Source organism: Crenalkalicoccus roseus (assembly GCF_004761865.1).
GTDB lineage: Bacteria > Pseudomonadota > Alphaproteobacteria > Acetobacterales > Acetobacteraceae > Crenalkalicoccus > Crenalkalicoccus roseus.
Genome location: NZ_SJDM01000013.1, coordinates 27,897 through 49,187, shown reverse-complemented (window position 1 = coordinate 49,187; position 21,291 = coordinate 27,897). Strand labels below are relative to the sequence as shown.

Sequence of the window (21,291 nt, the reverse complement as noted above, 5' to 3'; positions counted from 1 at the left end):
TTCAGCTTTCCGAGGCCGCCCGGCCGGGCCGGGCGGCGGGCGCGGGGGCGCCCCGGGGGGAGGCCGGAGGCACCGGGTCGTAGCCGCCCGGATGCCAGGGGTTGCAGCGCAGGATGCGCCGCCCGGCGAGCCAAGTGCCGCGCAGCGCACCGTGGGCCGAGAGTGCCTCCAGCGCGTAGTCGCTGCAGGAGGGGTAAAAGCGGCAATTGCAGCCGAGGACCGGCCGCAGGGTCCACTGGTAGGCGATGACGGCGCCCCGCAGCGCCAGGGTCGCAGGCCTCATGCGTCCTCTCCCTTCGCCTCCCGCCGGGGCGGCGTCACCCCCGCCTGGCGCAGCGCCGCGGCGAGGTCGGCGAGCAGCGCCGCGAAGGGCCGGGTCGCCGTCGCCTCGCGCGCCACCAGCACCAGGTCCCACCCTTCGGGGGGCGCGGCGCCGAGGGTCAGCCGCGCCGCCTCGCGCAGGCGGCGCTTGGCGCGGTTGCGCACCACCGCCCCGCCGATGCGCTTCGTGGCGGTGAAGCCGAGGCGCAGCGGTCCGCCCGTGCCGGGCAGCGCCTGCAGCAGCAGCCCCGGCCGCGCAATCTTGCGGCCCCGCCCGGCGACCCTCAGGAACTCGCGCCGCCGGGTCAGCCGTGGCGGACGGCCGGGCATCGCCCGCGCCCTCCTGCCTGCCCTCAGGCGGACAGGCGCTTGCGGCCTTTGGCCCGGCGGTTGGCGAGCACCTTGCGGCCGGCCGTCGTCGCCATGCGGCTGCGGAAGCCATGCCGGCGCTTCCGGACGAGCTTGGAGGGCTGGTAGGTACGCTTCACGGTCGGTCTCCGTCTGGGAAGGTGCCCGGCCCTGCCCGATCCGGGGCGATGGTGCGCGGACGGCCGGCGGCCACCCGGCGGCGCCCCGGCACAGGCCGGGACGTATAGGTATCCGGCGGGAGGCGCGTCAACCGCGGCCGGCGTAACGGCACCGCCGCCCGCGGCGAAGGAGGCCCGCTTGTCCCTGCCGCATGCCTGGCGCCGCCTCTGGCCGCTCGCCCTGGTGCTGGGCGGCCTGCTGCTCGCCCTGGCGCTCGGCCTGCACCGGGGGCTCAGCCTCGAGGCGCTGGCGGCGCACCGCGCGGCGCTGCTGGCGGCGGTGGCGGAGCGGCCGGTGCTGGCCGCGCTCGCCTATCTCGGCGCCTATGTCGCCGTCGTCGCCCTCTCCCTGCCCGGGGGAGCGGTGATGACGCTCGCCGGCGGCTTCCTGTTCGGCCCCCTGCTCGGCACCCTGCTCGCGGCGCTGGGGGCGACGGCGGGGGCCTGCCTGCTGTTCCTCGCCGCCCGGCACGCCCTGGCGGAGGCGCTGGCGGCCAGGGGCGGGGCGCTGCTCGCGCGGCTGCGGGAGGCGCTGCGGCGGGAGGGGTTCTGGTACCTGCTCGCCATCCGGCTGCTGCCGGTGGTGCCGTTCTGGCTGGCCAACCTCGCCCCGGCCCTGGCGGGGATGCCCTTCCGCAGCTATGCGCTGGCGACGCTGGTGGGGATCCTCCCCGCCACCGCGGTCTTCGCCGGGATCGGCGCCGGCCTCGGCCAGGTGTTCGAGGCCGGCGGGCGGCCCGAGCCCGGCCTGCTCCTCTCGCCCGGCATCCTGCTGCCGCTGGCCGGCCTCGCGGCGCTGTCGCTGCTCGGCGCCTGGTGGCGGAGGCGGCGGCGGATGGCGGGGCGGGGCCGGGGCGACGCGGGCGAGGAAGGGGGCGGAAGAGGGCATGGCTGACGTTGACGTGGCGGTGATCGGCGCCGGCGCCGCCGGCCTCTCGGTGGCGGCGATCTCGGCCGCGCTCGGGCGGAGGGTGGCGCTGATCGAGCGCGGGCGGATGGGGGGCGAGTGCCTGAACCACGGCTGCGTGCCCTCCAAGGCGCTGCTCGCTGCCGCCCATGCCGCCGCCGCCGCCCGCCGCGCCCCGCGCCTCGGCCTCCGCCTGCCCGAGCCGGAGATAGACTGGGGCGGGGTGCGCGCGCATGTGCAGGGCGCCATCGCCCGCATCGCGCCGAACGATTCCGCTGCCCGCTATCGCGGCATGGGGGTGGAGGTGATCGAGGCCCCGGCGCATTTCCTCGCCCCCGACACCCTCGCCGTCGGGGCGCGGCGCCTGCGCTTCCGCCACGCGGTCATCGCCGCCGGCTCGACGCCGGCGATCCCCGACCTGCCCGGTCTCGACCGCGTGCCCTACCTCACCAACGAGACGCTGTTCGGGCTGGAGGAGCCGCCCGGCCACCTGCTGGTCCTGGGCGGCGGGCCGCTCGGGCTCGAGATGGCGCAGGCCCATGCCCGGCTCGGTTGCCTGGTGACGGTGCTGGAGGCGGCGCCGCGCATCGCCGGGGGCGAGGATGAGGAGCTGGCCGAAGGGCTGCGCCTCGCGCTCCGCCGCGACGGGGTGGAGATCCGCGAGGGCGCGCGCGTGGCGCGGGTGGAGCCGCTCGACCCCGCCGCGCCGCCCGAGGCGCGGGGCGTCGTCGCCGTGCTCGCCGACGGCAGCCGCATCAGCGGCACCCATCTGCTGCTCGCGGTGGGGCGGGTGCCGCGCCTCGCCGGGCTCGACCTGCCGGCCGGCGGGGTGGAGGCCGGGCCGCGGGGCATCCGCACCCGGACCGACCTGCGCTCCGTCTCCAACCGCCGGGTCTGGGCGGCGGGCGACATCGCCGATCCGGAGGGGCTCGGGCCGCGCGCCTTCACCCATGTGGCGAGCCAGCACGCCGCCATCCTGGTCCGCGCCATGCTGTTCCGCCTGCCGGCGCGGCTCGACTACGCCGCCCTGCCGCGCGTCACCTACACCGACCCCGAGCTGGCCCAGATCGGGCTGACGGAGGAGGAGGCGCTGGCGCGGGGGGAGCGTGGCCTCCGCATCCACCGCTGGCCGCTGTCCGAGAACGACCGCGCCGTGGCCGAGGGGCGGCCGGAGGGGCTGGTGAAGCTGGTGGCGACCGCCCGGGGCCGGCTGCTCGGCGCCGGCATCCTCGCCCCCCATGCCGGGGAGATGGCGGGCGCCTACGGGCTGATGATCGGGCGGCGGATCCCGCTCTCCGCCCTCGCCACGGCGGTGCTGCCCTATCCGACCCTGGCCGAGGCCGGCAAGCGAGCGGCGGGCGAGTTCTACGCTCCCCGATTGTTGTCGCCCTTCGCGAAAGGTCTTATCCGCTTTCTCCAATGGCTGCCCTAGGCGTTGGGCCCGGGGGCGGAGGAACACGGCGCATGGAACGCGTACTTGAGGGGCGCTGCGCGCTCGTCACCGGCAGCACGAGCGGCATCGGCCTCGGCATCGCCCTGCTCTACGCGCAGGCGGGGGCGCGGGTGATGCTGAACGGCTTCGGCCGGCCGCAGGACATCGCCCGCGCCCGCGCCGAGGTCGGCGCGGCCCAGGGCGGCGGCGAGGCCCCCTATTCGGATGCCGACATCGCCGACCCGGCGGCGGTGCGGCGCATGGTCGCCGAGGCGGAGGCGACGCTCGGCAGGGTGGACATCCTCGTCAACAACGCCGGCATCCAGCATGTCAGCCCCGTGGAGGAGTTCCCCGAGGCGAAGTGGGATGCGATCCTCGCGGTGAACCTCTCCTCCAACTTCCACGCCATCAAGGCGGCGCTGCCGGGGATGAAGGCGCGGAACTGGGGGCGCATCGTCAACATCGCCTCGGCGCACGGCCTCGTCGCCTCCCCCTACAAGACCGCCTACGTGGCGGCGAAACACGGCGTGGTCGGGCTGACCAAGGCCGTGGCGCTCGAGGTGGCGCGCACCCCGATCACCTGCAACGCCATCTGCCCCGGCTTCGTCCGCACGCCCCTCGCCGAGGCGCAGGTGAAGCCGCTCGCCGAGAAGCACGGCGTCTCCGAGGAGGCGGCGCTGACCGACTACCTGCTGGAGAAGCAGCCCTCCAAGCGCTGGGTCGAGGTGGAGGAGGTGGCGCGGATGGCGCTCTATCTCTGCGGGCCGGACAGCGGCGCGGTGAACGGCGCGGCGCTGTCCATCGACGGGGGCTGGCTCGCCGCGTGACCGACCTCTCCCCTCCCGAGGCGCCCTCCCCCGCCGCCGCCCGGGAGACGGCGGGGCAGGCCGCACCGCTCTCCCGCCCCGCCGTGGCGCGCCCCGCCACCGTCCGGCGCGTGAACCTGGCGCTGCAGGGCGGCGGCACGCACGGGGCCTTCACCTGGGGGGTGCTGGAGCGCCTCCTGGAGGATGAGCGGCTGGAGGTGGACGCCGTCTCCGGCACCTCGGCCGGGGCGATCAACGGCACCATCCTGGTGCAGGGCCTGGCCGCGGGCGGGCGGCGGGGTGCGATCGCGGCGCTGGAGCGGCTGTGGACCGATGTCGGCCACCGCCTCGCCTTCAGCCCGCTGCGCAACACGCCGATCGAGAAGGCGATCTGGGGCTACGACCTCACCTACTCCTTCGCCTATCAGGCCTTCGACACGCTGACCCGCGTGCTCTCCCCCTACCAGTTCAACCCCTTCCCGGTGGAGTTCAACCCGCTGCGGCAGGTGCTGCAGGACAACCTCGACATCGAGCGGCTGCGCCAGGACCCGAAGGCGCTGCGGCTGTTCGTCTCGGCCACCAACGTGCGCACCGGCAAGCCCCGCGTCTTCTCCCGCCGGGAGATGAGCGTCGAGGTGCTGCTCGCCTCCGCCTGCCTGCCCAACATCTTCCGCGCGGTGGAGATCGAGGGCGAGCACTACTGGGACGGCGGCTATCTCGGCAACCCGGCGCTGTGGCCGCTCTATCACGAGCGCGGCGCGCCGGACATCGTGCTGGTGCAGATCAACGCCCTGCTGCGGCCGGAGCTGCCCACCACGCCGTCGGACATCATGAACCGGCTGAACGAGATCAGCTTCAACGCCTCGCTGATGGCGGAGATCCGCGCCATAGACTTCGTGCAGCGCCTGCTCGACGCCGGGCGGCTGGAACAGCCGCGCTACCGCCGCATCTTCCTGCACCTGATCGAGGACGAGGAGCGGATGCGGGAGTTCAAGCTCTCCACCAAGCTGAACGGGGATTGGGAGTTCCTGCAGCGGCTGCGCCGCTTCGGGCGCGAGGCGGCGGAACGCTTCCTCGCCGGCAGCCTGGAGGCGCTCGGCCGCGAGAGCACGCTCGACATCCGCCGGTTCCTGTAGGGGGTCGCGCCCGGCCGGAGCGGGGCGCCGGCGGCCGCCTTCGCGGCGCGGCAGGGGAGAGCCATACTGCGCCGCGCACACCCCGCGGCAAGGAGCAGAGCCCCATGAGCGGCAATCCCGGCTGGGATCCGAACCAGTATCTCCGCTTCGGCGAGGAGCGCCTGCGCCCCGCGCTCGACCTGATCGCCCGCATCCCGCATCCCGGCCCGCGCCGGGTGGTGGACCTCGGCTGCGGGGCGGGCAACGCGCTGCCGGCCCTCGCGGCGCGCTTCCCCGGCGCCACGGTGCGGGGCGTGGACGGCTCGGCCGAGATGCTGGCCAGGGCCGCCGCCACCGGCTTCGCCACCGAGCGCGCGGACATCGCGGACTGGGCGCCGGCCGAGCCGGTGGACGTGCTGTTCAGCAACGCCGCGCTGCACTGGCTGCCCGACCACGCGGCGCTGTTCCCCCGCCTGCTCGGCTGCCTCGCGCCCGGCGGGTGGCTCGCGGTGCAGATGCCGGCGATGCACGCCGCCCCCGTGCGCGCCGTGCAGGACCGGCTGGCCCAGGAAGGACCGTGGGCGGCGCGCCTGGCCGGCATCCGCAGCGCGCCGCCGATCCTCGACCCGGGCGGCTACTACGACCTGCTGGCGCCACGCTGCGCCGCGCTCGACCTCTGGGTCACCGAATACCTGCACGTGCTGCGCGGGCCGGATCCTGTGGCGCAGTGGGCGATGGGCAGCAGCCTGCGCCCCTATCTCGACGCGCTGGAGGGCGAGCCGGGGCTGCGCGAGGGCTTCCTCGCCGCCTATGCCGCGGCGATGCGCGAGGCCTATCCGCCGCGCGCCGACGGCGCGGTGCTGCTGCCCTTCCGCCGGCAGTTCATCCTGGCGCAGCCGCGCGCCTGAAGGGCGCGCCGCAAAGGGGGAGGAGACGCGCATGACCACGAAGGCACTGGCCGAGTTCGTCGCCGGGCTGCGCTGCGAGGACCTGCCGGATGCGGTCGTGGCGCAGGCCTGCCGCGTGGTGCTCGACGCCGTCGGCTGCGCCGTCGCCGCCTGGGCCGAGGATCCGGAGAAGGCGCGGGTGGCGCGGGGGATCGCCGCGCTCCACCCGGCCTCCCCCGGCGCGCGGGTGATCGGCGCCGCCGGCGTCGCGGCGCAGCCCGCCTTCGCGGCGCTGGCCAACGGCATCCTCGTCAACGCCGCCGACAACGACGACACGCACAAGCGCGCGCTGCTGCATGTCGGCTCGGTCGTGGTGCCGACCGTGCTCGCGCTCGCGGAGACGGAGCGGCTGAGCGGCCGGCAGGCGATCCTCGCCCTGGTCGCCGGCTACGAGGTGGCGGTGCGGGTCGGCATGGCGGTGATGCCGACGCATTACCGCTTCTGGCACTCGACCGCGACCAACGGCACCTTCGGCGCGGCGGCGGCGGCGGCGAAGGCGCTCGGCCTCGATGCGGAGGGCGTGCGGCGGACGCTCGGCCTAGCCGGGACGCAGGCGGCCGGCCTCAACGCCTTCTTCGAATCCGGCGACATGACGAAGAGCATCCATCCGGGGAAGGCGGCGCTGAACGGCGTGCTGTCGGCACAGCTCGCGCGGCTCGGCGCCACCAGCCCGCCGGACATACTGGAGCACCCGAAGGGCTACCTCGCCGCCTTCTCGCTGGAGCCGAAGCCGCAGGCGCTGGCCGCGGGCCTCGGCACGGAGTGGGAGATCCTGCAGAACGGCTTCAAATTCTTCCCCTCCATCCTCGCCAGCCACTCCCCCGTCCAGGCGACGCTCGCCCTGGTCCGCCGCCATCGCATCGACCCGCGGCGCATCGCCCGCATCACCAACGAGACCTACCGCACGGTGGCGACGCACTTCTCGAGCAAGGAGGTCGGCTCGGCCATGGCGGCGCGCGTCTCGGTGCCCTACTGCATCGCCGTCGCGGCGGTGGACGGCGCGCTGGGCCAGGCGCAATTCGCCCCGGCGCGCATCAACGACCCGCTGGTGCGACAGGTGCTGGCGCGGACCGAGGTGGTCGGGGACGAGGCGCTGGACAGGCTCTACCCCGACAATTTCCCGGCGCGGGTCACCATCGTCCTCGATGGCGGCGAGTCCTTCACCGAGACGGTGCTGCTGCCGAAGGGCGATCCCGGCGCGCCGCTGACCGAGGAGGAGCTGGCCGCGAAGTTCCGGGCCAATTGTGCGGCGCTGCTGCGGGAGGAGGAGGCCGAGCGGCTGCGCGGGGCGATCCTCCGCCTGCCCGAGGCCGGGTCGGTGGCGGAGGTGATGGGGCTGCTCGCGCCCGGTGCCCAGGGCCGATCCCCTTCAGGTGGACCCGCCTGAAGGGGTGACGATGCCCGCACATCGGGGGCGAAGCCTCTGCCGTGAGCCAGGGCGGGCGGAGAACGCTCTCGCCTCGCGCCGGCCGCCCGCGCAGCAGGAGGAGCCGCGCCGGCGCGCCCGCGCGCACCACCACGATCGCGTTCTGCCGGAAGCGCCGCCCGAGCACGGCGAGGCGGCGCGGATCGGCGCCGATCAGCAGGTGCCGCTCGCGCCAGCCGCGCCCGCGCCCCTCGCCCTCGGCCATCGGCAGGCGCCGCGCCGCCGCGCGCAGCCGCGCCAGCATCCGCGCGTTCCAGCCCTCGGGCATCCGGCGGCTCCACGGGTTCCAGGCGGTGACGAAGCCGCCCTGGCGCGCGCCGAGGCGGCGCAGCAGCGCGTCCACCGCGGCGTCGCGCCGGCCGATCCGCGCCACCGCACCTGCCGCCTCGTAGCCGGTGCGGCGATAGGCGGCGAGCAGGGCGCGGTTCATGCCAGGTGGAACAGCATCGCCTTGAGGTAGGCGCTTTCGGGCAGCAGCGGATGCACCGGGTGGTCCGGCCCGGCGCCGCCCTGGAACAGGATGCGCCCCTCCCGCCGGGCGCGGCCGATGCCCCACGCCGCCGCCTCGGCGAACTCCCCCGGCGCGACATGGTGGCTGCAGGAGGCGAGGAAGAGGAAGCCCCCCGGCGCCACCAGCGCCGCGGCGAGCCGCGCGAGCTTCGCATAGCCGCGCAGCGCCGCCCCCTGGTCCTTGCGGCTCTTGGCGAAGGCGGGCGGGTCGGCGACGACGATGTCGAAGCGCGCGCCCGTGCCGGCCAGGCGCTCCATCTCCTCCATCGCCTCGGCGCGGCGCGCCTCGACGCGCCCCGCGATCCCGTTCGCCGCCGCCGTGCGGAGCGCGAGGTCGAGCGCCGGCGCGCTGCGGTCGAGCAGCGTGACGCGCGCCGCCCCGGCGGCGGCGCAGCGCAGGCCGAAGCCGCCGGTGTGGCAGAAGGCATCGAGCACCGCCGCGCCGGTGGCGAGCCGCGCCACGCGGTCGCGGTTCTCGCGCTGGTCGTAGAACCAGCCGGTCTTCTGCCCGCCGAGCAGGTCCACGGCGAAGGCGAGGCCGCCCTCCTCCACCCGCGCCTCGCCGCCCTCGCCGAGCAGCGGGCGCACCTCCTCCGCCAGCCCCTCCAGCCGGCGCACCGCGGCGTCGTTGCGCGCCACGACGAGGCGGGGGGAGAGCAGCCCCCGCAGCGCCGCGAGCAGCGCGGGGGTCAGCCGCTCCATGCCCGCCGTGTTGGCCTGCAGGGCGATGGCGTCGCCGTAGCGGTCGAGGACGAGGCCGGGCAGCCCGTCCGCCTCGGCATGGACCAGGCGGTAATAGGGCGCGCCGAACAGCCTCTCGCGCAGCGCCAGCGCCTCCGCGAGCCGGGCGCGCGCCCAGGCGGCGTCGACCGCCGCGTCCGGGTCGCGGTCGAGGCGGCGGGCGGCGATCAGGCTGTGCGGGTTGAACTGCCAGGTGCCGTGCCGCGCCCCGTCATCGCCCTCGAGGCGCACCAGCGTCCCGGGCGGCAGCGCCCGCGCCGCCGGGGTCATGGCGATCTCGTTGGAGAAGGCCCAGGGGTGGCCGGCCTTCACCCGCCGGTCGCGGCCGGGCAGCAGGCGGATCAGGGGGCGGTCCGAAGGCGCGGGGTCGGGCATGGCGGCGCCAGATGGCGCGCGCGGGCTTGCCGTGCAATGCGCGGGAGGGGATTGTCTCGCCGCCATGCGCATCGCCCGTGACCTCCCGACCCTGCGCGCCGAGGTGGCGCGGCTCGGCCGCCTCGCCCTGGTGCCCACCATGGGGGCGCTGCACGAGGGTCACCTTTCCCTGCTCGCCGCGGCGCGGCGGGAGGGGGAGGCCGTCGCCGCCTCCATCTTCGTCAACCCGCTGCAATTCGGCCCGCAGGAGGATTTCGCCCGCTACCCCCGCGACGAGGCGGGCGACCTCGCCAAGCTGGAACGGGCGGGCTGCGACCTGGTCTGGATGCCCTCGGTCGAGGTCATGTACCCCCCCGGCCGCGCCACCACGATCGAGGTCGGCGGCCCGGCCGAGGGCTGGGAGGGCGAGGCGCGGCCCGGGCATTTCCGCGGCGTCGCCACGGTCTGCGCCAAGCTGTTCCTGCAGACCGGCGCGGCGGTGGCGGTGTTCGGGGAGAAGGACTGGCAGCAGCTCCAGGTGATCCGCCGCATGGTGACCGATCTCGACCTGCCTGTCCGGATCGTCGGCTGCCCGACGGTGCGCGAGGCGGACGGCCTCGCCCTCTCCTCGCGCAACCGGTTCCTCTCGGCCGAGGAGCGCGCCCGGGCCCCGGCGCTGCACGCGGTGCTGCGCCGGGTGGCCGGGGAACTCGCCGCCGGGGCGCTGGTCGAGGCGGCGCTGGCGGCGGCGCGGACCGATCTCGCGGCGCAGGGCTTCGCCGTGGACTATCTGGCGCTGGTCGCGCCGGAGACGCTCCGCCCCGCCGCCACCCTGCCCGGGCGGCTGATCGCCGCCGCCCGCCTCGGCAGCGTACGCCTGCTCGACAACATCGCCGCGCCCTGAGGCGCCGCCTCACCCCCTGGCCGCCAGCGCCACGCCGCCGAGGGTGAGGCCGAGCGCCGCCGCCTCCCGCCCCCCGAAGGGCTCGCCGAGCAGCAGCGCCGAGCCGAGCACCCCGACCACCGGCGCGATCAGCGTCCCCGTGGTGGCGAGCGTCGCCGGCAGGCGCCGGAGCGCGGCGAACCAAGCGAGGTAGCAGAGGCAGAGCGGCACCAGCGCGCCGTAGAGCAGCGCCGCCCAGCCGGTGGCGGAGAGGCCGGCGATGTCCGGCCGGTCGAACGCCAGCGCCGCCAGGCCGAGCGGCGCCATGCCGATCAGGAGCTGCCAGGCGACGCCCGCCGGCGGCGGCATCGGCAGCGGCCGCCGCTTGGTCAGCACCGTGCCGAGGGCGAAGAGCACCGCGCTGCCGAGCGCGAGCCCCACCCCCGGCAGCTTGGCGAGGCCGAGATCGAGCCCCCGCCCGGCGATCACCACCACGAGCCCCGCCAGGCCGAGGCCGAGCGCCAGCAGCCGCCGCCGCGTCGGCCGCTCCCCCAGCAGCGGCCAGGCGAGCAGCGCCGCCCAGATCGGCATGGTGTAGCAGACGAGGCAGGCCTCGCTGGCGTTCAGCCACAGCAGCGCGAAGCCCGCGAGCCCCATCCAGGCGGTGATGTTGAGCGCCGAGACCAGGAACAGCCGCGGCCACAGGCCGCGCGGCACGCGAAGGTCGGCCCCGGCGGCGCGCAGCGCCAGCGCCAGCGCCACGGCGCCCAGCACGCCCGGCCAGCCGCGCGCGGTCAGCACCGGCAGCTCCTCGATCAGCAGCTTCATCGGCGGCCAGTTGGAGCCCCAGCCCGCCACGGCCAGGACCAGCAGGAGCAGCCCGGTCGTCTCGGGTCGTTGATCGGCGGTACCGTTCGGCATGGGGCAAGACCTACCATCTGAACGGTGGCAAGCGGAAACGGAGCCTCCCGCCATGCATCTCTCCGCCGCCGATGCCCGGCTCGGCGACCCCCGTCTCGTGCGCCTGTTCGAGGAGGCGGTCGGCACCCCCTTCACCACGGGCAACCGGATCGAGCGGCTGCGCAACGGCGACCAGATCTTCCCCGCCATGCTGGAGGCGATCGCCGCGGCCGAGGGCTGCGTCGAGCTGCTCACCTACGTCTACTGGCACGGCGACATCGCCTGGCGCTTCGCCGAGGCGCTGGCGGCGAAGGCGCGCGAGGGGGTGACAGTGCGGGTGCTGCTCGACGCCTGGGGCGCGGCCACCATGTCGCGCGACCTGGTGCGGCACATGGAGGCGGGCGGCGTGCAGCTCCGCTGGTTCCGCCCGCTGCGGCGGCTGCGCCTGCACCGCAACCTGCGCCGCACCCACCGCAAGGTGCTGGTGGTGGACGGGCGCGTCGGCTTCACCGGCGGCGTCGGCATCGCCGAGGAGTGGTGCGGGGACGCGCGCAACGAGCGGGAGTGGCGCGAATCGCATTTCCGCGTGCGCGGCCCGGCGGTGCGCGGCCTGCGCGGCGCCTTCTACGGCAACTGGGCCGAGGCGGTGGCGGAGGAGGAGGGCGCGGCGTGCCTCGCCGAGGCGCTCGCCTGCGGCGAGGACCGGATCGAGCGCGCCGGCGAGGCCCCGGTGCAGGTGGTGCGCTCCTCGGCGAGCTACGGCTGGTCCGACGTGGCGGCGATGACCGACGTGGCGATCGCCGCGGCGCGGCGCTCCCTGCGCATCGGCACCGCCTACTTCACCCCGGACGCCGCCACCACGGGGCGGCTGATCGAGGCGGCGCGGCGCGGCGTGGCGGTGGAGATCCTGCTGCCCTGGCCGCAGATGGACGCGCGGATCAGCCAGCTCGCGGGGGCGGAGGCGATCGCGCCGCTGCTCGAGGCCGGGATCACCATCCACGTCTTCCAGCCCACCATGTACCACGCGAAGCTGATGGTGCTGGACGAGGCGGTCGCCATCATCGGCAGCGCCAATTTCAACCGACGCTCCGCCTGGCAGGACGAGGAGGTGTGCCTGGTCTGCCTCGACCCCGCGCTCGCCGCCGTGCTGCTGGCGGACTGGGAGGAGGACGTGGCGCGCTCCGAGCCGATCGTGCTGTCCCGCTGGCGCCGGCGCGGCCTGTGGCGGCGCGTGCAGGAGGCGGCGGCGCGGCTGCTGCACCCGATGGTCTAGCGCCCGATCCGCGAGGGCGGGAGCGGCGGATCGCGGCGCGGCCCCCGCCCGGCCCCGCGGGACCGGTCCGGGATCGCATCCTGGCCGCCCCATGCCCTAACCTTCCCCGCATCCGCCGAAGGAAGGCATCGCAGGTCCGGGAGCCGCATGACGCCGGAGCAGTTCATCGCCAAGTGGCAGGCGAACACGCGCAGCGAGCGCGCCGCTTGTCAGGAGCACTTCATCGACCTGTGCCACCTACTGGACGAGCCGACCCCCAACACCGACCCGACCGGCGCGACCTACGCCTTCGAGAAGGGCGCCACCAAGGCGACCGGCGAGGACGGCTGGGCCGATGTGTGGCGCAGGGAGCGCTTCGCCTGGGAATACAAGGGCAAGCGCAAGGACCTGGACGCCGCCCACCGCCAGCTCCTGCTCTATGCCGGCGCGCTCGGCAACCCGCCGCTGCTCGTGGTCTCCGACATCGCGCGCATCGTGATCCGCACCAACTGGACCAACGCGGTCTCCGAGCGCCACGACATCCTGCTGCCCGAGCTGGCCGACCCGGCGAAGCGGCAGCTCCTCAAGCACGTCTTCTCCGACCCCGAGCGTCTGCGGCCCGGCAAGACGCGCGAGGCCCTGACCGCCCAGGCGGCCGGGGAGTTCGCGGAGCTGGCGGCGCGGCTGCGCCGGCGGGGGCACGACCCCCAGGCGGTGGCGCATTTCGTCAACCGCCTGGTGTTCTGCCTGTTCGCGGACGATGTGGGGCTGCTGCCGCCGGGGCTGTTCGAGCGGATGCTGGCCGCCGCCCGCAAGGCCCCGGCGCGCTTCACGGACTATGCGCGGCGCCTGTTCCGCGCCATGGCGGAGCGGGGCGGGGAGGTGGACTTCACCCCCATCCCCTGGTTCAACGGCGGCCTGTTCGACGACGACGCGGCGCTGCCCCTGGACGCGGAGGACATCGCGGCGGTCGCGCGCGCCGCGGCGCTGGACTGGGCGGAGATCGACCCCTCCATCATGGGCACGCTGTTCGAGCGCGGGCTCGACCCCGAGAAGCGCGGCCAGCTCGGCGCCCACTACACCGATCGCGACAAGATCATGCGCCTGGTCGAGCCGGTGGTGCTGCGCCCGCTGGCGGAGGAGTGGGAACAGGCGAGGGCCGAGATCGCGGCGCTGATGGAGAAGGCCGGCGCGGCGCGCGGCCCCGCCGCCCGCGCCAGGGCGGGGCGGGAGGCCGCCGCGCGCTTCCGCGCCTTCCTCGACCGGCTGCGCGGCGTGCGGGTGCTGGACCCCGCCTGCGGCTCGGGCAATTTCCTCTATGTGTCGCTGCTGGCGCTGAAGGACCTGGAGCACCGGGCGATGATCGAGGCCGAGGCGCTCGGCCTGCAGCGGGAATTCCCGCAGATCGGCCCCGAGGCGGTGCTCGGGATCGAGGTGAACCCCTACGCGGCGGAGCTGGCCCGCGTCTCGGCCTGGATCGGGCACATCCAGTGGGCGCGCCGGCACGGCTATCCGCCGCCCTCCGACCCGGTGCTGCGCCCGCTCGCCACCATCGCCTGCCGCGACGCGCTGCTGGACCCGGACGGCGCCGAGGCGGCGTGGCCGGAGGCGGAGTGCATCCTCGGCAACCCGCCCTTCCTGGGCGGCAAGATGCTGCGCCGCTCCCTCGGCGATGCGGCGGTGGACCGGCTCTTCGCCGCCTATGACGGCCGCGTGCCGCGCGAGGCCGACCTCGTCTGCTACTGGTTCGAGAAGGCGCGGGCCGCGATCGCCGCCGGCAGGGCGCGGCGCGCCGGCCTCGTCGCCACCAACTCCATCCGCGGCGGCGCCAACCGCCGCGTGCTCGACCGCATCGCGGAGACGCCGGGCCAGGCGATCTTCGAGGCGTGGTCCGACGAGGACTGGGTGAATGAGGGCGCCGCCGTGCGCGTCTCCCTCCTCTGCTTCGGCGCGGCGCCGGGCGCGCCGCGCCGCCTCGACGGCCGCGCCGTGCAGGCGATCGGCACCGACCTGACCGGTGGCGGCCTCGACCTGACGCGGGCGCGGCGGCTGCGGGAGAACGCGAACGTCGCCTTCATGGGCGACACCAAGGGCGGCGCCTTCGACATCCCCGGCGAGACGGCGCGGGCGTGGCTGCGCCTGCCGCTGAACCCGAACGGCCGGCCGAACGCGGATGTGCTCCGCCCCTGGGTGAACGGCCTCGACGTGACGCGCCGGCCGCGCGACATGTGGATCGTGGATTTCGGCTGGACCATGGGCGAGGCCGAGGCGGCGCTGTTCGAGGCGCCGTTCGCGCATGTCGAGGCCGCGGTGAAGCCCGAGCGCGCGAAGAACAACCGCGAAGCCTATCGCCGCTTCTGGTGGCGGCATGTCGAACCGCGTCCTGGTATGGCAGCAGCGGTTCGGAAACTCCCACGCTTCATCGCTACACCTCGCGTTGCGAAGCACCGGATCTTTGTATGGCTCTCAAACCCCACATTGCCGGACAGCCGCATCTTTGTATTTGCGAGCGACGACGACACCATTTTTGGCATCCTGCACAGCCGTTTCCACGAGGCTTGGACGCTGCGTACCTGCCAGTGGCACGGCGTGGGCAACGATCCGCAGTACTCCCTGGATGCCTGCTTCGAGACCTTCCCCTTCCCGGACGGCCTCACCCCCGACCGCCCCGCCGCCGCCTATGCCGAGGACCCCCGCGCCCGGGCCATCGCCGCCGCCGCCCGGCGCCTCGACGAGTTGCGCGCCCAGTGGCTCAACCCGCCCGACCTGATCCGCCGCGAGCCCGAGGTGGTGCCCGGCTTCCCCGACCGCCTGCTGCCGAGGGACGCGGCGGCGGCGAAGGAACTCGCCAAGCGCACCCTCACCGCCCTCTACAACGCCCGCCCCCGCTGGCTGGCCGATGCCCATGCGGCGCTGGATGCGGCGGTGGCCGCCGCCTATGGCTGGCCCGCCGACATCCCCGGGGAGGAGGCGCTGGCGCGGCTGCTGGCGCTCAACCTCGCCCGCGCCGGGACGTGAGCGGGCTCAGCAGGGCGGCGGCGCCGGCCGGTCGGCAGGGCCGATCAGGCGGAAGCGGAAGGGCTCGGCCGCATCGGGATCGGCCGTCACCAGCACGGCGCGGGTGTCGCCGTCGCCCGGCACGACGATGCGCGTGAGGTTGGGCAGGTCGGGCTCCGGCCGGTCATGCCACCAGGAATGGCTGTCTCCCTGCAGCAGCAGCACCGGCCGGCCGAGGCGCCGCGCGCCCTCGGCCAGGGCGCGGCGGGTGTCCAGGTAGCCCTCCACCCAGCCCCGGCCGCAGCGGTCGCGGTAGTAGAGGTCGGCCTGCATCGCCACCACCACGGCGCGGTGCCCCTCCCGCGCCGCCAGGGCGAAGCCCTCCGCGATCCAGGCCAGGTTGGCGCGGTTGCGCGCCGCGTATTCCGCCGCCGCCTCGGGGCGGGCGGGGCCGCCCTCCAGCGGCAGGTTGTTGTTCGAGCCGGGCACGTGGACGGTCAGGAACAGCACGCCGTTCCGCTCCCAGCGGGCATTCTCGACGTAGAGGCGATGCTCCGGCATGACATCCGCCTGCCGGATGAGCGGGATGGGCGCTTGGCCGAGGCTCTGGGGGCCGGGGAAGAAGCGCTCGCGGATGCCGGCGAGCAGGGCGAGGGGGTCGTGCCCGCCGGCGCGCGCCTGCCAGCAATCGGTCCATTCGTTGTCGCCGGGGGTGTAGATCAGCGCCCCTTCCACCTGGCCCATCCAGGCGAGGGTGCGGCCGAAGACGATCGCCTCCGTGCAGGGCTCGCCGCCGCCCTTGGTGTCGCCGAGGAAGATGGAGAAGGCCGGGCGGGCGGCGTTGATCTCCGCGATCAGCGCCGTGACGCGCGCCACCTCGCCCGGGCAGGCCTCGGGGGCGCGGGGGCTGCAATAGGGCATGTCGCCGAAGGCCACGAACTCGAAGGGCTGGGCCGGGGCGGCCCGCGGCAGGGCGAGGGCGAGCAGGGCGGCGAGCAGCAGGCCGGGCAGGCGCATCGGCGGGGTCCCTCCTTCGGGTGGCCGGGCCGGGCGCTAGCGCAGGCGGCGGGGTTCTTCCACCTCGCCCCCGTTGCATCGGGGGGAGGGAGGGGCTACCGACCGCCATGCCCGACATGCCCGCCCCGGCGGACCCGCCCGCCCTGCGGACGGAGGATTTCGACTTCGCCCTGCCCGAGGCGCTGATCGCCCAGGCCCCGGCCCGGCCGCGCGACGCCGCGCGGATGCTGGTGCTCGGCCCGGACGGGCCGCCGCAGGACCGGGGCGTGCGCGACCTGCCCGCCCTGCTCGGCCCCGGCGACGTGATGGTGGTGAACGACACGCGGGTGATCCCGGCGCGGCTGCGCGGCCGGCGCGGCGCGGCGCGGGTGGAGATCCTGCTGAACCGCGCCGAGGGGGGCGGGCTGTGGCAGGCGCTGGTGCGCAACGCCCGCCGCCTCCGCCCCGGCGACGCGGTGGCGATCGAGGGGGCGGAGGGGCTCGCCGCGCGCGTGGTGGAGAATGCCGGGGACGGCACGGTCACGCTCGATTTCGGCCCCGACCAGGCGGCGCTGGCCGCGGCGCTGGAGCGGGCGGGGGAGGTGCCGCTGCCCCCCTACATCGCCCGCCCCGAAGGCCCGCGCCCGGAGGACCGGGAGGACTACCAGACCGTCTTCGCCCGCCGCCCCGGCGCCGTCGCCGCCCCCACCGCCAGCCTGCACTTCACCCCGGCCCTGCTGGCGGCGCTGGAGGCGCGCGGGGTGCGGCGCGCCACCGTCACCCTGCATGTCGGCGCCGGCACCTTCCTGCCGTTGCGCACCGAGGACCCGCGCGCGCACCGCCTGCACGCCGAATGGGGCGAGGTGACGGAGGAGGCGGCGGCCCTGATCAACGCCGCGCGGCCGGCGGGCGGGCGCATCCTCGCCGTCGGCACCACCGCGCTGCGCCTGCTGGAGACGGCGGCGCAGGGCGTGGAGGACCCGGCGCGGCCGGTGCGCCCCTTCCGCGGCCTGACCGACCTCTACCTGCTGCCCGGCCACCGCTTCCGCGCCGCCGACCTGCTGATGACCAATTTCCACCTGCCGAGGAGTACGCTGTTCATGCTGGCCTGCGCCTTCGCCGGCACCGCGCGGGTGAAGGCCGCCTACGCCCATGCGGTGGCGGCGGGCTACCGCTTCTACAGCTACGGCGACGCGACCCTGCTCGCCCACGGGCCGGAGGCCGCGCCGTGACGCTGCGCTGGACGCTTCTGGCGCGGGACGGCGCCGCCCGCGCCGGGGTGCTGCACACCGCCCATGGCGCGGTGGAGACGCCGGTGTTCATGCCCGTCGGCACCGCCGGCACGGTGAAGGCGATGACGGCGGATGCGGTGCGCGCCACCGGGGCGCGCATGGTGCTCGGCAACACCTACCACCTGATGCTGCGCCCGGGGGCGGAGCGGGTGGCGCGGCTCGGCGGCCTGCACCGCTTCATGGACTGGCACGGGCCGATCCTGACCGATTCCGGCGGCTACCAGGTGATGAGCCTCTCCGAGCTGCGGGAGATGGACGAGGGCGGCGTCACCTTCCGCAGCCATGTGGACGGCTCGCGCCACCGCCTGACGCCCGAGCGCAGCGTGGAGATCCAGCGCCTGCTCGGCGCCGACGTCACCATGTGCCTCGACGAGTGCACGCCATACCCGGCGACGGAGGCGGAGGCCGCCGCCTCCATGCGCCTGTCCATGCGCTGGGCGGCGCGCTGCCGGGAGGCGTTCCTGCCGCGCGAGGGGCACGGGCTGTTCGGCATCGTCCAGGGCGGGGTCCATCCCGCGCTCCGGGCGGAGAGCGTGGCGGCGCTGACCGCGATCGGCTTCGAGGGCTACGCCATCGGCGGCCTCGCCGTGGGCGAGGGGCAGGCAGCGATGTTCGCGGTGCTGGACGCGACGGCGCCGCTGCTGCCCGAGGGGGCGCCGCGCTACCTGATGGGGGTGGGCACGCCGCAGGACCTGCTCGGCGCGGTCAGGCGGGGCGTGGACATGTTCGACTGCGTGATCCCGACGCGCTCCGGCCGCACCGGCCGCGCCTATACCAGCCGCGGCGTGCTGAACCTGCGCAACGCCCGCCACGCCGAGGACCCCCGCCCGCTCGACCCGGACTGCGCCTGCCCCGCCTGCGCGCGGCATTCGCGGGCCTATCTCCATCACCTGTTCAAGGCGGAGGAGATGCTGGGGCCGATGCTGCTGACCTGGCACAATCTCCACTACTACCAGACCCTGATGCGCGGCCTGCGCGAGGCCATATGCCAGGGACGGCTGGAGGCGCAGGCGGCGGCGCTCGAGGCCGGCTGGGCGGCGGGGGACACGCCGTCGGACGCCGCCGCCGCGGCGGAGCGCGCCGAGGATCGCGAGGCACTGGCATGAGCGGCAGCCCCGAAACCGACACCTCCGGCCTGACCCTGCTCGGCCGCCCCGCCCGCCTGCCGCGCAGCCCCGAGGAGGCGGTGCTGGAGCGGGTGCCGAACCCGCATCCCGGCCACCGCTACTGCGTGCGCTTCACCGCCCCCGAGTTCACCTCGCTCTGCCCGCTGACCGGGCAGCCGGATTTCGCCCATCTCGTTCTCGACTACGTGCCGGGGGAGTGGCTGGTGGAGAGCAAGTCGCTGAAGCTCTACCTCTCCGCCTTCCGCAACCACGGCGCCTTCCACGAGGCCTGCACCGTGGCGATCGCGCGGCGGCTGATCGGGGAGATCGCGCCGGTCTGGCTGCGCATCGGCGGCTACTGGTATCCGCGCGGCGGCATGCCGATCGACGTCTTCTACCAGAGCGGGGAGCCGCCCGCCGGGGTGTGGATCCCGCCGCAGGAGGTGCAGCCCTACCGTGGACGGGGGTAGCGTCGCGACCGCGAAGGAAGCCATCCGCGCCGAGGCGCTGCGCCTCGGCTTCGACGCCGTCGGCTTCGCCGAGGCGCACCTGCCGGAGGAGGCGCGGGCGCGGCTCGACGCCTTCCTCGACGCGGGGATGCATGGCGAGATGGGCTGGATGGCGGCGCGGGCCGACCAGCGCGCCCATCCGCGCGCGCTCTGGCCGGAGGCGGTGAGCGTGATCTCGCTCGGCCTCAGCTACGCGCCGGAAGAGGACCCGCTGGCGGCACTGGCGCGGCGCGACCGCGGCACGATCAGCGTCTATGCGAAGGGCCGCGACTACCACGACGTGGTGAAGTCGCGCCTGAAGGCGCTGGCGCGCTGGATGGTGGCGCGCTGGCAGGGCACCGACCTCAAGGTGTTCGTGGACACGGCGCCGGTGATGGAGAAGCCGCTGGCGCAGCGCGCCGGGCTCGGCTGGCAGGGCAAGCACACCAACCTGGTCTCGCGCACGCACGGCTCCTGGCTGTTCCTGGGCGAGATCTTCTGCACCCTGCCGCTGGAGCCGGACCCGCCCGAGGCGGACCATTGCGGCTCCTGCCGGCGCTGCCTGGACATCTGCCCGACGGATGCCTTCCCCGCGCCCTACCGCCTCGATGCGCGGCGCTGCATCAGCTACCTCACCATCGAGCACAGGGGGCCGATCCCGGAGGCGCTCCGCCCCGCCATGGGCAACCGCATCTATGGCTGCGACGACTGCCTCGCGGTCTGCCCCTGGAACAAATTCGCCCGTGCCCATGCCGAGCCCGCCTTCGCCCCGCGCGCCGCGCTGACCGCGCCGCGCCTGGCGGCGCTCGCCGCGCTGGACGATGCCGGCTTCCGCGCCCTGTTCAGCGGCAGCCCGGTCAAACGCATCGGCCGCGGCCGCTTCGTGCGCAACGTGCTGGTGGCGATCGGCAACTCCGCCGATGCCTCGCTGCGCCCCGCCGCGCAGGCGCTGGCGGAGGACCCCGACCCGGTGGTGGCGGAGGCGGCGCGCTGGGCGGCGGCGCGGCTTCCGGCATGAGCGAGGGCGCGCTGGTGCTGTTCTCCGGCGGGCAGGATTCCGCCACCTGCCTCGCCTGGGCGCTGGCACGGTTCGGGCGCGTCGAGACGGTGGGCTTCGACTACGGCCAGCGCCACCGCGTGGAGCTGGCGTGCCGCGACGCCTTCCGCGCCCGACTCGCCGCCGCCTTCCCGGCCTGGGCGGCGCGGCTCGGCGAGGACCACCTGCTGCGCCTCGACGCGCTCGGCGCCATTTCCGACACCGCCCTGACGCGGGAAGCGGAGATCGCGCTCCGCGCGGATGGGCTGCCCAACACCTTCGTCCCCGGGCGCAACCTGATCTTCCTCGCCTTCGCCGCCGCCCTCGCCCACCGCCGCGGCCTGCGCCACCTGGTCGGCGGCATGTGCGAGACCGACTATTCCGGCTATCCGGACTGCCGCGACGACACGCTCAAGGCGATGCAGGTGGCGCTCAACCTCGGCATGGCGAGCCGCTTCGTGCTGCACACGCCGCTGATGTGGCGCGACAAGGCCGCCACCTGGGCACTGGCCGAGCGGCTCGGCGGCGCGGCGCTGGTCGAGGCCATCGCCGAGGACACGCACAGCTGCTATCTCGGCGAGCGCGGCCGGCGCCATCCCTGGGGCCATGGCTGCGGCACCTGCCCCGCCTGCGCGCTGCGGCGCCGGGGCTGGGAGGCCTGGCAGGGCGGCGCTTCGGAGTGAGTGGGATGGATCGTCTGGCGGCGCGGCGCCGGTGGGAGGGCGCGCTGTTCCTTCTCGGCTTCGGCCTCTGCATCCCGGCGGCCAATTGGCTGATCGGCAATGCCGGCACGGTCTGCGTGCCGGACGGCCCCTGCCTGATCCCGGTGGCGCCGGGGGTGATGGCGCCCTCGGGCGTGCTGATGATCGGCCTCGCCCTGGTGCTGCGCGACCTGGTGCAGCGGCGCCTCGGCGTCGCCTGGGGGCTGCTGGCGATCCTGGCGGGGACGGCGATCTCGGCGCTCTACGCGCCGCCCGCCCTGGTCGTGGCCTCGGCGCTCGCCTTCCTGCTGAGCGAGACGGCGGATTTCGCCGTCTACACCCCGCTGCAGCGCCGCGGTCTGGTGCGCGCCGTCGCCGCCAGCAGCGTGGTGGGGCTGGTGGTGGACAGCATCGTGTTTCTGTGGGTGGCCTTCGGCAGTCTCGACTACCTGGCGGGCCAAGTGATCGGCAAGGCCTGGATGGTGCTGCTGGCCCTGCCGCTGGTGCATTGGCTGCGCCGCCGCGACGCCCGTCTCGGCCTTGCCCCGGCCTGA

The 21,291-nt window shown here is 75.3% G+C and carries 21 protein-coding genes and 1 pseudogene; 15 read left to right on the top strand and 7 right to left on the bottom strand.

From position 1 onward, the window contains the following. Position 1 precedes the first annotated feature (1 nt). Genes yidD through rpmH form a run of 3 tightly spaced genes read right to left on the bottom strand, consistent with a single transcriptional unit; the run spans position 2 to position 809 of the window. Entirely contained in the window at positions 2–283 is a 282-nt protein-coding gene (gene yidD, locus ET526_RS11350; RefSeq protein WP_135467814.1) for a membrane protein insertion efficiency factor YidD, read from the bottom strand. Beyond that, positions 280–651, bottom strand: a complete 372-nt coding sequence (gene rnpA, locus ET526_RS11345) for a ribonuclease P protein component (protein ID WP_135467813.1) — start codon at positions 649–651, stop codon at positions 280–282. Before rnpA ends, yidD begins: the two co-directional genes overlap by 4 nt. 23 nt (positions 652–674) lie before the next feature. Then, positions 675–809 carry a 50S ribosomal protein L34 gene (gene rpmH / locus ET526_RS11340; protein ID WP_135467812.1) on the bottom strand — a complete coding sequence of 45 codons (135 nt, stop codon included), beginning with the start codon at positions 807–809 and terminating at the stop codon, positions 675–677. 178 nt (positions 810–987) lie between these two features. On the opposite strand from rpmH, the gene ET526_RS11335 reads away from it, so the two are divergent. The 6 genes from ET526_RS11335 (at position 988) to ET526_RS11310 (ending at position 7,442) form a co-directional block, all read left to right on the top strand. Continuing rightward, a complete protein-coding gene (locus ET526_RS11335) occupies positions 988–1,743 on the top strand; it encodes a TVP38/TMEM64 family protein (RefSeq protein ID WP_135467811.1) in 756 nt (251 codons plus the stop codon). After that, entirely contained in the window at positions 1,736–3,187 is a 1,452-nt protein-coding gene (locus ET526_RS11330; protein WP_135467810.1) for a dihydrolipoyl dehydrogenase family protein, read from the top strand. The genes ET526_RS11335 and ET526_RS11330 overlap by 8 nt, the downstream gene beginning before the upstream one ends. 32 nt (positions 3,188–3,219) lie before the next feature. Further along, entirely contained in the window at positions 3,220–4,014 is a 795-nt protein-coding gene (locus tag ET526_RS11325; RefSeq protein ID WP_135467809.1) for a 3-hydroxybutyrate dehydrogenase, read from the top strand. Beyond that, the gene (locus ET526_RS11320; protein ID WP_240048363.1) at positions 4,011–5,129 is read left to right on the top strand and encodes a patatin-like phospholipase family protein; all 1,119 of its coding nucleotides are present in this window, start codon (positions 4,011–4,013) and stop codon (positions 5,127–5,129) included. Before ET526_RS11325 ends, ET526_RS11320 begins: the two co-directional genes overlap by 4 nt. A 104-nt stretch (positions 5,130–5,233) precedes the next feature. Further along, a complete protein-coding gene (locus tag ET526_RS11315; RefSeq protein WP_135467808.1) occupies positions 5,234–6,016 on the top strand; it encodes a methyltransferase domain-containing protein in 783 nt (260 codons plus the stop codon). 31 nt (positions 6,017–6,047) lie between these two features. Further along, positions 6,048–7,442, top strand: coding sequence for an MmgE/PrpD family protein (locus ET526_RS11310; RefSeq protein WP_158295562.1), 1,395 nt, complete (start codon positions 6,048–6,050; stop codon positions 7,440–7,442). A 145-nt stretch (positions 7,443–7,587) separates the two neighbouring features. Here ET526_RS11310 and ET526_RS22610 read toward each other — a convergent pair. Together ET526_RS22610 and ET526_RS11300 are read right to left on the bottom strand one after the other, a co-directional pair. Next, positions 7,588–7,911 (bottom strand): annotated as a pseudogene (locus ET526_RS22610) (DUF3293 domain-containing protein); the annotation flags it as partial. Beyond that, a complete protein-coding gene (locus ET526_RS11300; protein ID WP_135467805.1) occupies positions 7,908–9,107 on the bottom strand; it encodes a class I SAM-dependent rRNA methyltransferase in 1,200 nt (399 codons plus the stop codon). The pseudogene ET526_RS22610 and the gene ET526_RS11300, both read right to left, overlap by 4 nt. Before the next feature lie 64 nt (positions 9,108–9,171). Here ET526_RS11300 and panC point away from each other — a divergent pair, with 64 nt between their 5' ends. After that, a complete protein-coding gene (panC, locus tag ET526_RS11295) occupies positions 9,172–9,990 on the top strand; it encodes a pantoate--beta-alanine ligase (protein ID WP_135467804.1) in 819 nt (272 codons plus the stop codon). A gap of 9 nt (positions 9,991–9,999) precedes the next feature. On the opposite strand, the gene ET526_RS11290 is transcribed toward panC, so the two are convergent. Then, complete coding sequence (locus tag ET526_RS11290) at positions 10,000–10,890, bottom strand: DMT family transporter (RefSeq protein WP_135467803.1); 891 nt, start codon at positions 10,888–10,890, stop codon at positions 10,000–10,002. 52 nt (positions 10,891–10,942) lie between these two features. On the opposite strand from ET526_RS11290, the gene ET526_RS11285 reads away from it, so the two are divergent. Both ET526_RS11285 and ET526_RS11280 read left to right on the top strand, forming a co-directional pair. Next, entirely contained in the window at positions 10,943–12,142 is a 1,200-nt protein-coding gene (locus ET526_RS11285; protein WP_158295561.1) for a phospholipase D-like domain-containing protein, read from the top strand. Positions 12,143–12,289: 147 nt separating this feature from the next. Beyond that, the gene (locus ET526_RS11280; protein WP_135467801.1) at positions 12,290–15,139 is read left to right on the top strand and encodes a class I SAM-dependent DNA methyltransferase; all 2,850 of its coding nucleotides are present in this window, start codon (positions 12,290–12,292) and stop codon (positions 15,137–15,139) included. A 6-nt stretch (positions 15,140–15,145) separates the two neighbouring features. Here the strand turns inward: ET526_RS11280 and ET526_RS11275 are convergent, their stop codons facing one another. Then, positions 15,146–16,135, bottom strand: coding sequence for a hypothetical protein (locus tag ET526_RS11275; RefSeq protein WP_135467800.1), 990 nt, complete (start codon positions 16,133–16,135; stop codon positions 15,146–15,148). Between the two features lie 116 nt (positions 16,136–16,251). Between ET526_RS11275 and queA the strand changes: the two genes are divergently transcribed. The 6 genes from queA to ET526_RS11245 are packed head-to-tail and all read left to right on the top strand — an operon-like array spanning position 16,252 to position 21,291. Further along, positions 16,252–17,346, top strand: a complete 1,095-nt coding sequence (gene queA, locus ET526_RS11270; protein WP_135467849.1) for a tRNA preQ1(34) S-adenosylmethionine ribosyltransferase-isomerase QueA — start codon at positions 16,252–16,254, stop codon at positions 17,344–17,346. Further along, entirely contained in the window at positions 17,343–18,512 is a 1,170-nt protein-coding gene (tgt, locus tag ET526_RS11265; protein ID WP_135467799.1) for a tRNA guanosine(34) transglycosylase Tgt, read from the top strand. Before queA ends, tgt begins: the two co-directional genes overlap by 4 nt. After that, the gene (queF, locus tag ET526_RS11260; protein ID WP_135467798.1) at positions 18,509–18,982 is read left to right on the top strand and encodes a preQ(1) synthase; all 474 of its coding nucleotides are present in this window, start codon (positions 18,509–18,511) and stop codon (positions 18,980–18,982) included. The genes tgt and queF overlap by 4 nt, the downstream gene beginning before the upstream one ends. Further along, positions 18,969–20,018 carry a tRNA epoxyqueuosine(34) reductase QueG gene (gene queG / locus ET526_RS11255; protein ID WP_135467797.1) on the top strand — a complete coding sequence of 350 codons (1,050 nt, stop codon included), beginning with the start codon at positions 18,969–18,971 and terminating at the stop codon, positions 20,016–20,018. The genes queF and queG overlap by 14 nt, the downstream gene beginning before the upstream one ends. Continuing rightward, positions 20,015–20,719 (top strand): 7-cyano-7-deazaguanine synthase QueC, encoded by a 705-nt coding sequence (gene queC, locus ET526_RS11250; protein ID WP_135467796.1) that lies wholly within the window; start codon positions 20,015–20,017, stop codon positions 20,717–20,719. Before queG ends, queC begins: the two co-directional genes overlap by 4 nt. A 5-nt stretch (positions 20,720–20,724) precedes the next feature. Beyond that, a complete protein-coding gene (locus tag ET526_RS11245) occupies positions 20,725–21,291 on the top strand; it encodes a VUT family protein (protein WP_135467795.1) in 567 nt (188 codons plus the stop codon).